Source organism: Enterobacter cloacae complex sp. XAL002 (genome assembly GCF_049236805.1).
Lineage (GTDB): Bacteria > Pseudomonadota > Gammaproteobacteria > Enterobacterales > Enterobacteriaceae > Enterobacter > Enterobacter intestinihominis.
The window spans coordinates 1-13955 of sequence record NZ_JBMKJN010000037.1 but is presented as its reverse complement, the minus strand read 5'-3'; the positions used below and the strand labels follow the sequence as shown (position 1 = coordinate 13955).

The following is a 13955-nucleotide window of genomic DNA, read 5'->3' as shown; positions in this document are numbered from 1 at the left end:
GAAACGAGGAAGAAGCATTTTCACCCTGGTCAGCGTCCGTTGCTGACGTGGTTAATCCTAATAAAACCGGGCAGATCTCCTCAATCGCCCGGCGTTGATCTTACGAGCCGTCTCGTAACCTTTCCGCGTTGTTGCAGGCGGTTTCAGCGCAAATGCGAAGCTCTTCCCAGCCAGCTGTCCCAGTCTTTCCACACGGGCTGTAGCCCCTGTGCAGTCAGGGCTTCCGCCACCGCGTCGGGCCGTCGTCCGTCGTGCGGTGCAAACTGTTCCAGTTCCGGGCGATTGTCCGCGTAACCGCCCGGCTGCGTTTTGGAAAAGGCGCTGACGTTGTTGATCGCCAGAGGGATCGCGCGGTCGCGAAACGCGGGGGATTCACGCGTGGAGAGCGACAATTCCACTTCCGGCGCGAACAGGCGAAATGCGCACAGGGTTTGCACCAGCTGGCGCTCATCCATCAGCGAGGCGGGTTCAATGCCTCCCGTACACGGACGCAGCCGTGGGAATGAGATGGAATAGCGGCTTTGCCAGTAGTACTGCTGTAGCCACAGCAGATGCTCTGCCACCATATAGCAGTCAACCCGCCAGCTGTCGGACAGACCGATAAGCGCGCCCAGCCCAATTTTATCGATACCGGCGCGCCCCAGCCTGTCCGGCGTTTCCAGCCGGAAGATGAAATCCTGCTTCTTCCCTTTCAGGTGATGCCGGGCATAGGTCGCCTCGTGGTAGGTTTCCTGATAAACCATTACGCCGTCCAGCCCAAGGGTTTTCAGTTCCGCATATTCCTCTTGCGACAGAGGCTGCACTTCCATTTGCAATGAGGCAAATTCGCGGCGGATGGCCGGAAGATGCTGGCGAAAATAGTCCATCCCCACTTTGCCCTGATGTTCACCCGTCACCAGTAAGAGATGTTCAAAACCCATCTCACGAATAGCCGCACACTCGCGGGCGATCTCATGCTCATCCAGCGTTTTACGCTTAATGCGGTTGCTCATTGAGAAGCCACAGTAGGTGCAGTCGTTGGCGCACAGGTTAGAGAGATAAAGCGGCACGTAAAAGCTCACCGTGTTGCCAAAGCGCTGGCGGGTAAGGCGTTGCGCGCGCTGCGCCATCGGTTCAAGGTATGCGCTGGCTGCCGGAGAAAGCAGGGCCATCAAATCCTCGCGGGTCACATGCCGGGCTGTTAATGCCCGCTCTACGTCCGCAGAGGTTTTACTGTTGATACGTAAGGCAATATCGTCCCAGTTAAGCTGACGCCAGCGATCGGTAAAGGTAGCCATCAGAGTGCCTCCAGAAAACCGGTCAGCGGGCTGGTGGCCTGCGCCTGAAAGCTGCGCGAGCCGGGGCCGGACTGTCGTGCCAGCAGACCGGACTCCACGGCAAGGCGGAACGCACGCGCCATCATCACCGGGTCGTCGGCCACCGCAATCGCGGTATTGACCAGCACCGCATCGGCCCCCATCTCCAGCGCCTGCGCGGCGTGACTGGGTACGCCGATGCCCGCATCCACCACCACGGGCACGGTCGCCTGCTCGATGATGATCTCCAGCATCGCGCGGGTCTCCAGTCCCTGGTTGGAGCCAATGGGCGCCCCTAACGGCATCACGGCCGCGCAGCCGACCTCTTCCAGACGCTTACACAGCACGGGATCGGCACCACAGTAGGGCAGAACGGTGAATCCCTGCTGCACCAGCGTCTCTGCCGCTTTCAGGGTTTCGATCGGATCGGGCAACAGCCAGCGGGCGTCCGGATGAATTTCCAGCTTCAGCCAGCAGGTGCCGAGCGCTTCCCGGGCCAGATGCGCAGCGAAAATTGCTTCCTCGGCCGTTTTCGCACCGGAGGTATTGGGTAAGAGCGTCACGCCTGCCTCCAGTAACGGCGCAAGTATGGCATCGTTGTGCTGACGCAGATCCACGCGCTTCATCGCCAGCGTCACCAGCTGGCTGCCGCTTTCACGAATAGCATCCACCATTAGCTGCGGGGAGGCGAATTTTCCGGTTCCGGTAAACAGATGTGAATCAAAGACTTTGTCGGCAATACGTAACATCTCAGCCCCCTGCGATAACCTGAAACAGCAGGATCTGGTCGCCTTCAATGACCTGCTGATGTTCCCACCGCTCGCGCGGCAGGATCTGTTGATTGAGCGCCAGCGCCGTTCCCGGCTTCAGCTGGCGCAGCGTGTCGAGCAGGGCGGCAACGGTGAGATCGTCGTCGCACGTCATCGGCTCATCGTTAAACAGAATGCGCATCGCGGCCTCCGCATACCGGGCAGCGGTTGGCGCGGTTTAACGCCAGATGGCGCCAGCCGCTGGAACGGGCGTCGAACAGCCGGAGCGTGTTGCGCTCTGTTTCCATGCCGCTGAGCAACTTGATGGCTTCCAGCGCCTGAAGGGTACCCATCACGCCCACCACCGGCCCAAGAATGCCAGCCGTGCGGCAGTTACGCTCCGGTTCAGCCTCGTCCGGCCACAGGCAGCGGTAGCAGCCCTGCGCCCACGGCGGCGTAAGCACCATTATCTGCCCGCCGAAACCGACCGCGCTGGCGGTGATCAGCGGCGTGTTCTGTGCAACACAGGCCGCATTAATGGCCTGACGCGTTGCCATATTGTCCGTGCAGTCCAGCACCACGTCGGCAAGGGCAACTTCGCGTTGCAGATCTTCTCCGCTCAGCCGCGTCTGGAGCGCCACCAGTTCAATATCGGGGTTAAGCTGGTTCAGCCGCTTGCGCGTAACCTGTGCTTTAGGCTGGTTAACATCTTCTGTCGTGAAGAGGATTTGCCGTTGCAGGTTGCTGAGGTGTACCTCATCGTCATCGGCCAGTACCAGCGTTCCCGCGCCCGCCCCGGCCAGATACAGCGCGGCGGGCGCGCCCAAGCCACCCAAACCGACAATCAGTACCCGGCTGGCGAGCAGCTTTTGCTGCCCGTCAATGGCGATATCCTCCAGCAGGATCTGGCGGCTGTAGCGCATAAAATCACGATCTTTCATCGCCTGCTCCTGCCAGTTGTAAAAGCCGTGCGGTGGCGGTCTGCCAGTCTGCGGCCTGGGTGATAGCGCTGACGACGGCGATACTGCCGACGCCGGTTTCCAGCACGGCGGGCGCACGTTCAAGGCTGATTCCGCCGATGGCGACGGTGGGGTAATCGGCAAGGCGCTTAACGTGGGCTGCCAGCTGAGCCAAACCCTGTGGGGCAGACGGCATCTGTTTGGTTTGCGTCGGGAAAACGTGGCCGAGGGCGATGTAGGAGGGGCGGGCCGCCAGCGCCACGTCGATCTCCATATCATCGTGGGTGGAAACGCCCAGCCGCAGACCGGCGTCACGGATTGCGTTGAGATCGGTCGTTTCCAGATCTTCCTGTCCCAGATGCACGCCGTACGCCTGGTGTTTAACCGCCAGCCGCCAGTAGTCGTTGATAAACAGGCGGGCGTGGTAGCGACGTCCCAGCGCGATAGCGGCGGCCACATCGGCCTCCACCTCTTCGTCGCGTTTATCCTTGATGCGCAGCTGGATGGTGCGAACGCCTGCCTCCAGCAAGCGCTCTATCCACGCCACGCTGTCCACCACCGGGTAAAGCCCTAAGTGGAAGGAGACAGGTGGGAAATCGGGCTGGTACATTACGCCTCCTCCTTTTTGAGGTAGATTTCGCCGCCTTTGGCGCGGAAGGTTTCGGACATGTCTGCCATGCCGACTTCAATGGTCTGCGCGGCGGCGTAGTCGCGCACCTCCTGGCTGATTTTCATCGAGCAGAACTTCGGCCCACACATGGAGCAGAAGTGCGCGACTTTGCCCGATTCCTGCGGCAGGGTTTCGTCGTGGTAGGCGCGGGCGGTGAACGGATCCAGCGCCAGGTTGAACTGGTCTTCCCAGCGGAATTCAAAGCGCGCTTTGGACATGGCGTTGTCGCGAATTTGCGCGCCCGGATGGCCTTTCGCCAGATCCGCCGCGTGGGCGGCAATTTTATAGGTGATCAGCCCCTGCTTCACGTCCTCTTTGTTTGGCAGCCCGAGGTGCTCTTTCGGCGTCACGTAGCAGAGCATGGCGCAGCCGAACCAGCCGATCATCGCCGCGCCGATCCCGGAAGTGAAGTGGTCATAGCCCGGCGCAATATCGGTGGTCAACGGCCCCAGGGTGTAGAACGGTGCTTCGTGGCAGTGCTCCAGCTCCTCGGTCATGTTGCGGCGGATCATCTGCATCGGTACATGGCCCGGGCCTTCAATCATCACCTGCACATCGTACTCCCAGGCGATTTTGGTCAGCTCGCCCAGCGTGTGCAGCTCGGCAAACTGCGCCTCGTCGTTCGCGTCACGGATGGAGCCAGGACGCAGGCCGTCGCCCAGCGACAGAGAAACGTCATAAGCGGCGCAGATCTCGCAGATTTCGCGGAAGTGCTCGTAGAGGAAGTTTTCCTGATGATGGGAAAGGCACCATTTCGCCATAATCGAACCGCCGCGTGAGACGATACCGGTCAGACGCTTCGCGGTCATCGGCACGTAGCGCAGCAGTACGCCCGCGTGAATGGTGAAGTAGTCCACGCCCTGTTCCGCTTGCTCCAGCAGCGTGTCGCGGAACGCTTCCCAGGTGAGGTTTTCGGCGATGCCGTTGACCTTCTCCAGCGCCTGATAAATCGGGACGGTGCCAATCGGCACCGGGCTGTTACGCAGGATCCATTCGCGGGTTTCGTGAATGTAACGGCCGGTGGAGAGGTCCATCACCGTGTCCGCGCCCCAGCGCGTTGACCAGACCAGCTTTTCCACCTCTTCTTCGATGGAAGAGGTGACGGCAGAGTTGCCGATGTTGGCGTTGACCTTCACCAGGAAGTTGCGGCCGATAATCATCGGCTCGGATTCCGGGTGGTTGATGTTGGCGGGAATAATCGCGCGCCCGGCGGCTACTTCATCACGCACGAATTCCGGCGTGATGTTCTCCGGCAGGCGAGCGCCAAACCCTTCACCCGGATGCTGGTGGCGCAGCACTTCGCTGCGAATGCGCTCGCGGCCCATGTTTTCGCGGATGGCGATGAACTCCATCTCCGGCGTGACGATACCCTGTCGCGCGTAGTGCAGTTGGGTTACGCATTTGCCCGCTTTAGCGCGTTTCGGCGTCAGCAGGCCAGTAAAGCGCAGCTCGTCCAGACCGTCGTCGGCCAGGCGCGCGTTGGTGTACGCCGAGCTGCGCACGCTCAGTTCTTCGCAGTCGTTACGGGCATCAACCCACGGCTGGCGAAGCTTTGCCAGACCCTGCTGCACGTTGATAGCAACATCAGGATCGCCGTACGGGCCGGAGGTGTCATACACCGGCACGGCTTCGTTGTCTTCAAATTGCGGGTGCTCTTTGCTGCCGCCGATAAGCGTCGGGCTGAGCTGGATTTCGCGCATCGGCACGCGGATATCGGCCTGTGAACCGGTAATGTAGATGCGCGTTGAGTTCGGGAAAGCGGTGCCTTCCAGGGTGTCGATGAAGCGTTGTGCGTGTTCGCGCTGTTCGCGGCGGGTCAGTTTTGTTGTAGACATAGCTCATTCCAGATGTGAAGGACATGGCTTGTCAGACGACGGATGAAGCAAGAGAAGATCGCCCGAAGGCGATACAACAGCAGTGTGACTCTTGTTCCCTTCGCAGGTATTAACCTGATCAGGTTCCGCGGATCCCGAATTAACGGTCTCAGCCCGTGCTTTCACACTGGGCACTCCGACAAGAAAAATCCCCCTCCGCAGAGGGGCGAATGGTTGTAAATTACTCGTTAACGATTAAGAACTCAAGCAGGGCGCGCAACGTTATCGCTGGTGCTGATAGTCAGGTTGTTGTCCAGCACGAGGGCGATGAGCTTGTCTTCCAGCGTGAATCGCTCTTCCAGTGCTTCGCCAAGGTCGGAAAGCGCCTGCTGAAACTCAAGATAGTTATCGTGATCGATAGCGTTCTCCAGCGTGGAATCGTAGTAGTCCATGATCTGCTGGGTGTTGGCTTCAAGCAACGGACAGAGTTTACTGGCCGCTAAATACGGCGTTGTCCCTTCCATTTCGCGGATAATGCGTTCATAAAGGTTGAAATGGCCGTCGGAGAGGTAGTCGACCAGGCTCTGACAAAAGTCGTCCAGCGCTTTTTCATTGAGTCGCATAAAGGATTCTTTGCCAGGCTTAAGACCAACCAGATTGTAATACGCCACAAGGAGATGCTTGCGCACATGTAGCCAGCGATCCACCAGGGTGTTACTTCCTCCAACGCGCTCAGTCAGGCTTTCCAGCTGGTTTAACATGGTCGACTCCATAAGGTTTAAAATGGGATCTGCTTATCCAAAATGTAACCACAATGCTAACAACATGTCAGTGAAGCGAAGGTAGTGCAATAGATATGGATCGTATTATTGAAAAATCAGATCTGGGTTGGTGGATCGTCAGCCACGAACAAAAATTATGGCTGCCCTCAGGAGAGTTGCCCTACGGTGCCGCGGAAACGTTCGATCTGGTGGGCCAGTCCGCGCTGAAGATCGGCGAGTGGCAGGGCGATCCCGTGTGGTTGATCCAACAGGCGCGCCGTCAGGATATGGGATCCGTACGTCAGGTGCTGGATCTGGACGTCGGCCTGTTCCAGCTGGCGGGGCGCGGCGTACAGCTGGCGGAGTTTTACCGCTCGCACAAATACTGCGGTTACTGCGGCCACACCATGCACCCGAGCAAAACCGAATGGGCGCTGCTCTGCGGCCACTGCCGTGAACGTTACTACCCGCAAATCGCACCGTGCATCATTGTCGCCATCCGCCGTGATGATTCCATCCTGCTGGCGCAGCATACCCGCCATCGCAACGGCATTCACACCGTCCTCGCCGGGTTCGTGGAAGTCGGCGAAACGCTGGAACAGGCGGTGGCGCGCGAGGTGATGGAGGAGAGCGGCATTAAGGTGAAAAACCTGCGCTATGTGACGTCGCAGCCGTGGCCGTTCCCGATGTCCCTGATGACCGCGTTTATGGCGGAATACGACAGCGGCGAGATTGTTATCGATCAGAAAGAGCTGCTGGAGGCGAACTGGTATCGCTACGACGATTTACCGCTGCTGCCCCCGCCGGGAACGGTGGCGCGTCGCCTGATAGAAGATACCGTGGCAATGTGTCGGGCCGAGTATGAGTAGTGTTACACTGACGGACTGACGCAATAAGGAACTGCAAAATGACCGAACTGAAGAACGATCGTTATCTGCGTGCGCTGCTGCGCCAGCCCGTTGATGTCACCCCGGTGTGGATGATGCGCCAGGCGGGACGCTATCTGCCAGAGTACAAAGCCACGCGTGCGCAGGCGGGCGATTTTATGTCGCTGTGCAAAAACGCCGAACTGGCCTGTGAGGTGACGCTCCAGCCGCTGCGCCGCTTCCCGCTCGATGCCGCCATTCTTTTTTCGGACATTCTTACCATTCCGGACGCGATGGGCCTTGGGCTCTATTTCGAAACCGGCGAGGGGCCGCGTTTTACCTCACCGATCAAAAGCAAAGCCGACGTTGATAAGCTGCCGATCCCCGATCCGGAAGGCGAGCTGGGCTATGTGATGAACGCCGTGCGCACCATCCGCCGCGAGCTCAAAGGCGACGTGCCGCTGATTGGCTTCTCCGGTAGTCCGTGGACGCTGGCAACCTACATGGTGGAAGGTGGCAGCAGCAAAGCCTTTACCGTCATCAAAAAGATGATGTACGCAGAGCCGCAGGCCCTGCATGCCCTGCTCGACAAGCTGGCGAAGAGCGTCACGCTCTATCTCAACGCGCAGATTAAAGCGGGCGCGCAGTCGGTGATGATTTTCGACACCTGGGGCGGCGTGCTGACCGGGCGTGATTATCAGCAGTTCTCCCTGTACTACATGCACAAAATTGTCGATGGTCTGCTGCGTGAAAACGAAGGCCGTCGCGTGCCGGTAACGCTGTTTACGAAAGGCGGCGGTCAGTGGCTGGAAGCGATGGCGGCCACCGGCTGTGATGCGCTGGGCCTCGACTGGACCACTGATATTGCCGATGCGCGTCGTCGCGTGGGGGATAAAGTGGCGCTCCAGGGCAACATGGACCCGTCCATGCTCTATGCGCAGCCTGCCCGTATCGAAGAAGAAGTCTCGACTATACTGTCTGGTTTCGGCCAGGGCGAAGGCCACGTCTTCAACCTCGGTCACGGTATTCATCAGGATGTACCGCCAGAACACGCTGGCGTATTTGTGGAGGCGGTGCATCGGCTTTCTGCCCAGTATCACAAGTAAGGAGTGGTTATGGATCTCGCGTCGCTACGCGCTCAGCAAATCGAACTGGCTTCATCGGTGATCCGCGAGGATCGTCTGGATACGGACCCTCCGCGATACATTGGCGGGGCGGATGTCGGGTTTGAGCAAGGCGGTGAAGTGACGCGAGCGGCGATGGTGGTGCTGAAATACCCGTCGCTGGAGCTGGTGGAGTACAAGGTGGCGCGTATCGCCACCACCATGCCCTATATCCCCGGCTTTCTCTCCTTCCGCGAATATCCCGCGCTGCTGGCCGCGTGGGAGCAACTCTCGCAAAAACCCGATCTGCTGTTTGTGGATGGGCACGGCATCTCCCATCCGCGTCGCCTGGGCGTTGCCAGCCACTTTGGTCTGCTGGTAGACGTGCCGACCATCGGCGTGGCGAAAAAACGCCTGTGCGGCGCGTTTGAGCCGCTCTCTGCCGAACCGGGCGCGCTGGCGCCGCTTATCCATAAAGGCGAGCAGCTGGCGTGGGTCTGGCGCAGTAAAGCGCGCTGCAATCCGCTGTTTATCGCAACCGGGCATCGGGTCAGCATGGACAGCGCCCTGGCGTGGGTGCAACGCTGTATGAAGGGCTACCGCTTACCTGAGCCTACCCGCTGGGCTGACGCCGTTGCCTCTTCACGTCCGGCATTCATTCGTTGGCAGGAAATTCAGCCGTGATTCAGGTAAACTGCGGCTAATTTTCGATTCGAGACATCATCATGTTACAAAACCCGATTCATCTGCGCCTTGAGAAGCTGGAAAGCTGGCAGCACGTGACGTTTATGGCTTGCCTGTGCGAGCGCATGTACCCCAACTATGCCGCGTTCTGTAAGCAAACGGAGTTTGGCGAAGGCCAGATTTATCGACGTATTCTGGATTTGATCTGGGAGACGCTGACGGTCAAAGACGCAAAGGTAAACTTCGACTCTCAGCTTGAAAAGCTGGAAGAGGCAATTCCTGCGGCGGACGATTACGACCTGTATGGCGTCTACCCGGCTATCGATGCCTGTGTGGCGTTGAGCGAGCTGATCCACTCCCGTCTGAGCGGTGAAACCCTGGAGCACGCCATTGAAGTCAGTAAGGCATCCATCACCACCGTCGCGATGCTGGAAATGACCCAGGAAGGCCGTGAAATGACCGACGAAGAGCTGCGTGCTAACCCGGCGGTTGAACAGGAATGGGATATTCAGTGGGAAATTTTCCGTCTGCTGGCGGAGTGTGAAGAACGTGATATTGAGCTGATCAAAGGGCTGCGCGCGGACCTGCGCGAGGCCGGCGAGAGCAATATTGGTATAATTTTTAACCAATGAGACAACAAAACGTGATTTAACGCCTGTTTTGTCACTCCTCGACTCTTCCCTTTCGCCCCCCGTCTGGTCTACATTTGGGGGGCGAAAAAAAGTGGCTATCGGTGCGTGTATGCAGGAGAGTGCTTTTTTGGCATTTTCGTCGCACTCGATGCTTAGCAAGCGATAAACACATTGAAAGGATAACTTATGAACAAGACTCAACTGATTGATGTAATTGCGGACAAGGCTGATCTGTCTAAAGTGCAGGCTAAAGCTGCTCTGGAATCTACCCTGGCTGCTATTACTGAGTCTCTGAAAGAAGGCGATGCTGTACAACTGGTTGGTTTCGGTACCTTCAAAGTGAACCACCGCGCTGAGCGTACTGGCCGCAACCCGCAGACCGGTAAAGAAATCAAAATCGCCGCAGCTAACGTGCCGGCATTTGTTTCTGGTAAAGCACTGAAAGACGCAGTTAAGTAAGACGCGTGGCAGTGAACAGTTTTAACGAAGGGGCGGCAACGCCCCTTTTGTCATTCTGGCGTGGACCGCTCGCGCTGGCAGGCGTACTGTTGCTGTCTGCCTGTAGTCATGATTCCTCACTCCCCCCGTTTACCGCCAGCGGCTACGCTGACAACCAGGGTGCGGTCAGGATCTGGCGCAAAGATTCCAGCGATGAAGTGCATATGCTTACCGCGTTCAGTCCGTGGCATAACGGCAATACCTCGACCGCAGAATACCGCTGGCAGGGCGATGCGCTGTCGCTCATTGAACTGAATATCTACAGTAAGACTCCCGAACACGTGAAGGTGCGTTTTGACGACCACGGCGAGCTGAGCTTTATGCAGCATGAGGTCAGTGGACTGAAACAGCAGCTTTCCAGCGATCAGGTCGCGCTCTACCGCTACCGTGCTGAACAACTTCGCCAGACCAGCGATGCGCTGCGTCAGGGCCGCGTGGTGCTGCGCCAGGGGCGCTGGCATGCCGACGGCACGGTGACCACCTGCGAAGGGCAGACAGTGAAGCCTGAGCTTGAATCCTGGGCAACCGAACACATTCAGCGTCGTCAGCGGCATTCATCTGTGGAGGTGAGTGTGGCATGGCTAGAAGCGCCGGAAGGCTCTCAGCTGTTGCTGGTGGCGAACGAAGATTTCTGCACCTGGCAGCCGACAGAAAAGAGTTTTTGATTTAAGTCCCCTCTCCCTTGAGGGAGAGGGTTAGGGTGAGGGGGAAATTACTCCCCCTGCTCCCGCGCAATGGCACGATAGCCGATATCCTGGCGGCTGAAGCTGCCGTTCCAGTGAATATCCGCCATCAACGCATAGGCGCGCTTCTGCGCCTCTGCCACGGTATGACCCAGTGCGGTCGCACACAGCACGCGTCCACCATTAGTGAGCACGCGGTCATCGTCAGAGAGATTTGTACCGGCGTGGAACACCTTCGCACCGTCAATCTCTTCCAGCGGCAGACCGTGGATCTCATCCCCGGTGTTGTAGCTACCCGGATAGCCACCCGCAGCAATCACCACACCTAAAGAGGCACGCTCGTCCCACTCGGAAGTTTTCTCATTCAGCTTGCCTTCGCACGCCGCCAGACACAGATCAACCAGATCGGACTTCATGCGCAGCATGATCGGCTGAGTTTCCGGATCGCCGAAGCGGCAGTTGAATTCAATCACCTTCGGGTTACCCTGCTTGTCGATCATCAGGCCTGCGTAGAGGAAACCGGTGTAGGTATTGCCTTCCGCCGCCATCCCTTTTACGGTTGGCCAGATGATGCGGTCCATGGTGCGCTGGTGTACTTCGTCAGTGACCACCGGAGCAGGGGAGTAAGCACCCATCCCGCCGGTGTTTGGACCCGTGTCGGCATTGCCTACGCGCTTGTGATCCTGGCTGGTGGCCATCGGCAGGACGTGCTCGCCGTCAACCATCACGATAAAGCTCGCTTCTTCGCCGTCGAGGAACTCTTCAATCACGATGCGGTGGCCCGCATCGCCAAAGGCGTTACCCGCCAGCATATCCTGCACAGCGGCTTCCGCTTCTTCAAGGGTCATCGCCACGATAACGCCTTTCCCGGCAGCCAGACCGTCGGCTTTAATCACAATCGGCGCGCCTTTTTCACGCAGGTAAGCCAGAGCAGGCTCAACCTCGGTGAAGTTCTGATATTCCGCCGTCGGGATGTTATGACGCGCGAGGAAATCTTTGGTGAAGGCTTTTGAACCTTCCAGCTGTGCGGCACCTTCCGTTGGGCCGAAAATTTTCAGGCCCGCGGCGCGGAAGGCATCTACAACGCCGATCACCAGCGGCGCTTCCGGGCCCACAATCGTCAGATCGATATTCTCGTTCCGGGCAAAGCTCAGCAGCGCCGGGATATCGGTTACGCCGATGGCGACGTTCTGTAGCGCGGGCTCCAGTGCGGTACCGGCGTTACCCGGTGCCACAAAGACGGTTTCAACCTGCGGAGACTGCGCTGCTTTCCACGCCAGGGCGTGCTCGCGCCCGCCATTACCAATCACTAATACTTTCATTTTCTGCTCCGGAAATTAATGGCGGAAGTGGCGCATGTCGGTAAAGATCATTGCGATGCCATGTTCGTCGGCAGCGGCAATCACTTCGTCATCACGGATTGAACCGCCAGGCTGGATCACACAGGTGATGCCCACAGCAGCGGCCGCATCGATACCGTCGCGGAAAGGGAAGAAGGCGTCAGAGGCCATGGCGGAACCTTTGACTTCCAGACCTTCGTCACCTGCTTTAATACCCGCGATTTTCGCAGAGTAAACGCGGCTCATCTGGCCTGCGCCTATCCCGATGGTCATGTTCTCTTTGGCGTAAACAATGGCGTTAGACTTCACGAACTTCGCCACTTTCCAGCAGAACAGCGCGTCGCGCAGCTCCTGTTCGGTCGGCTGACGTTTGGTCACCACGCGCAGGTCGGCTTCTGTCACCATACCCAAATCGCGATCCTGAACCAGCAGACCGCCGTTCACGCGCTTGAAGTCCAGACCTGGAACGCGCTCTGCCCACTGGCCGCAAACCAGCACGCGCACGTTCTGTTTCGCCGCGGTGATTTTCAGCGCTTCTTCGGATGCGGATGGCGCGATGATCACTTCGACAAACTGACGGGAGATGATGGCCTGCGCGGTTTCCGCATCCAGCTCGCGGTTGAAGGCGATAATGCCGCCGAACGCGGAGGTCGGGTCGGTTTTGTAGGCGCGATCGTAGGCATCCATAATGGAGGTGCTTACTGCGACGCCGCATGGGTTGGCGTGCTTGACGATAACGCAGGCCGGCTCGCTGAACTCTTTCACGCATTCCAGCGCGGCGTCGGTATCGGCAATGTTGTTATAAGAGAGGGCTTTGCCCTGTACCTGCTGAGCAGTCGCAACAGAGGCTTCTTTCACCTCTTCTTCTATATAGAAGGCTGCCTGCTGGTGGCTGTTCTCGCCGTAGCGCATATCCTGCTTCTTAATGAAGTTCAGGTTCAGGGTGCGCGGGAAGCGACCAGATGGATCTTTGCTTTCACCGTGGTAGGCAGGAACCAGGCTACCGAAGTAGTTGGCGATCATGCTGTCGTACGCGGCGGTGTGTTCGAAGGCTTTGATGGCGAGGTCGAAACGCGTATCAAGCGTCAGGGACCCTTCGTTGGCGTCCATCTCATTAATAATGGCGCTGTAGTCGCTGCTCTTCACTACGATGGCCACATCTTTATGGTTCTTGGCTGCGGAGCGCACCATGGTCGGGCCGCCGATATCAATGTTCTCTACGGCATCTTCCAGAGAACAGCCTTCGCGGGCGACGGTCTGGGCGAAGGGATAGAGGTTAACGACAACCATGTCGATGGGGGCAATATTGTGCTGCTCCATAATGCCGTCGTCCTGACCGCGACGACCCAGAATGCCGCCGTGCACTTTCGGGTGCAGGGTTTTGACGCGTCCATCCATCATTTCCGGGAAACCGGTGTAGTCGGACACTTCGGTTACCGGCAGACCTTTCTCTGCTAACAGGCGAGCGGTACCGCCTGTAGAAAGCAGCTCCACACCACGTGCGGAAAGTGCCTGAGCGAATTCGATGATACCGGCTTTATCAGAAACACTGAGCAGAGCGCGGCGGACTGGACGACGTTGTTGCATGGTAAATCCCCTGGATTTCACGATTACAGAGAGCGTTAGATGAATTTTCCAGCGAAAAACTCATCTAACACACCTGACGAGGCCTCCTTGTTAAGCGCGAGCATTTTAACGAAAACGTTTGCGCAACGCTCGCATATTTTCACTTTTTCGAAGCGCTGTGGATAACTCTGTGCGTAAAAGGGTATAAGGCGGGGTTTTGCTGGGGAATGCAGCAGTCAGTCATTTTTCTGTCATTTAGCGGTTGCGGCCTGCGGAGAACTCCCTATAATGCGCCTCCATCGACACGGCGGATGTGAATCACTTCACAGACAACC

The 13955-nt window shown here is 58.1% G+C and carries 15 protein-coding genes and 1 riboswitch; of the genes, 6 read left to right on the top strand and 9 right to left on the bottom strand.

Going from position 1 to position 13955, the window contains the following annotated elements; all coding sequences use genetic code 11:
* Window positions 1-143: 143 nt before the first annotated feature.
* From thiH to ACOT0L_RS22595, 7 genes are all read right to left on the bottom strand, one after another.
* Complete coding sequence (gene thiH, locus ACOT0L_RS22625; RefSeq protein WP_063163991.1) at window positions 144-1277, bottom strand: 2-iminoacetate synthase ThiH; 1134 nt, start codon at window positions 1275-1277, stop codon at window positions 144-146.
* Complete coding sequence (gene thiG, locus ACOT0L_RS22620) at window positions 1277-2044, bottom strand: thiazole synthase (RefSeq protein WP_023299071.1); 768 nt, start codon at window positions 2042-2044, stop codon at window positions 1277-1279. Before thiG ends, thiH begins: the two co-directional genes overlap by 1 nt.
* Before the next feature lies 1 nt (window position 2045).
* Window positions 2046-2246 carry a sulfur carrier protein ThiS gene (gene thiS, locus ACOT0L_RS22615; RefSeq protein WP_032626499.1) on the bottom strand — a complete coding sequence of 67 codons (201 nt, stop codon included), beginning with the start codon at window positions 2244-2246 and terminating at the stop codon, window positions 2046-2048.
* Complete coding sequence (thiF, locus tag ACOT0L_RS22610; protein WP_023305245.1) at window positions 2230-2985, bottom strand: thiazole biosynthesis adenylyltransferase ThiF; 756 nt, start codon at window positions 2983-2985, stop codon at window positions 2230-2232. The genes thiS and thiF overlap by 17 nt, the downstream gene beginning before the upstream one ends.
* Window positions 2972-3613 carry a thiamine phosphate synthase gene (gene thiE, locus ACOT0L_RS22605; RefSeq protein ID WP_063842065.1) on the bottom strand — a complete coding sequence of 214 codons (642 nt, stop codon included), beginning with the start codon at window positions 3611-3613 and terminating at the stop codon, window positions 2972-2974. Before thiE ends, thiF begins: the two co-directional genes overlap by 14 nt.
* Window positions 3613-5508 carry a phosphomethylpyrimidine synthase ThiC gene (thiC, locus tag ACOT0L_RS22600; protein ID WP_038415060.1) on the bottom strand — a complete coding sequence of 632 codons (1896 nt, stop codon included), beginning with the start codon at window positions 5506-5508 and terminating at the stop codon, window positions 3613-3615. The genes thiE and thiC overlap by 1 nt, the downstream gene beginning before the upstream one ends.
* 78 nt (window positions 5509-5586) lie before the next feature.
* Window positions 5587-5696: riboswitch (TPP riboswitch) on the bottom strand.
* 54 nt (window positions 5697-5750) lie between these two features.
* Window positions 5751-6248, bottom strand: coding sequence for an Rsd/AlgQ family anti-sigma factor (locus ACOT0L_RS22595; RefSeq protein ID WP_023299075.1), 498 nt, complete (start codon window positions 6246-6248; stop codon window positions 5751-5753).
* 95 nt (window positions 6249-6343) lie between these two features.
* Here ACOT0L_RS22595 and nudC point away from each other — a divergent pair, with 95 nt between their 5' ends.
* The 6 genes from nudC to ACOT0L_RS22565 all read left to right on the top strand — a co-directional run bounded on the left by nudC (window position 6344) and on the right by ACOT0L_RS22565 (window position 10696).
* Window positions 6344-7117: an NAD(+) diphosphatase gene (gene nudC / locus ACOT0L_RS22590; protein ID WP_022646710.1), complete on the top strand. Its 774-nt coding sequence runs from the start codon at window positions 6344-6346 to the stop codon at window positions 7115-7117.
* Window positions 7118-7155: 38 nt separating this feature from the next.
* Window positions 7156-8220 (top strand): uroporphyrinogen decarboxylase, encoded by a 1065-nt coding sequence (hemE, locus tag ACOT0L_RS22585; protein ID WP_023299076.1) that lies wholly within the window; start codon window positions 7156-7158, stop codon window positions 8218-8220.
* Between the two features lie 9 nt (window positions 8221-8229).
* Complete coding sequence (nfi, locus tag ACOT0L_RS22580) at window positions 8230-8901, top strand: deoxyribonuclease V (RefSeq protein WP_003862312.1); 672 nt, start codon at window positions 8230-8232, stop codon at window positions 8899-8901.
* A 41-nt stretch (window positions 8902-8942) separates the two neighbouring features.
* Window positions 8943-9533, top strand: a complete 591-nt coding sequence (locus ACOT0L_RS22575; protein ID WP_022646712.1) for a YjaG family protein — start codon at window positions 8943-8945, stop codon at window positions 9531-9533.
* A gap of 186 nt (window positions 9534-9719) precedes the next feature.
* Window positions 9720-9992, top strand: coding sequence for a nucleoid-associated protein HU-alpha (gene hupA, locus ACOT0L_RS22570; RefSeq protein ID WP_002445246.1), 273 nt, complete (start codon window positions 9720-9722; stop codon window positions 9990-9992).
* Between the two features lie 11 nt (window positions 9993-10003).
* Window positions 10004-10696, top strand: a complete 693-nt coding sequence (locus ACOT0L_RS22565; protein WP_022646713.1) for a DUF1481 domain-containing protein — start codon at window positions 10004-10006, stop codon at window positions 10694-10696.
* Between the two features lie 47 nt (window positions 10697-10743).
* Here ACOT0L_RS22565 and purD read toward each other — a convergent pair whose 3' ends face one another.
* Both purD and purH read right to left on the bottom strand, forming a co-directional pair.
* On the bottom strand, window positions 10744-12036 hold the full coding sequence (gene purD, locus ACOT0L_RS22560) for a phosphoribosylamine--glycine ligase (RefSeq protein ID WP_126504325.1): 1293 nt from the start codon (window positions 12034-12036) through the stop codon (window positions 10744-10746).
* 15 nt (window positions 12037-12051) lie between these two features.
* Entirely contained in the window at window positions 12052-13641 is a 1590-nt protein-coding gene (gene purH / locus ACOT0L_RS22555; protein ID WP_022646715.1) for a bifunctional phosphoribosylaminoimidazolecarboxamide formyltransferase/IMP cyclohydrolase, read from the bottom strand.
* Between the last annotated feature and the right edge of the window lie 314 nt (window positions 13642-13955).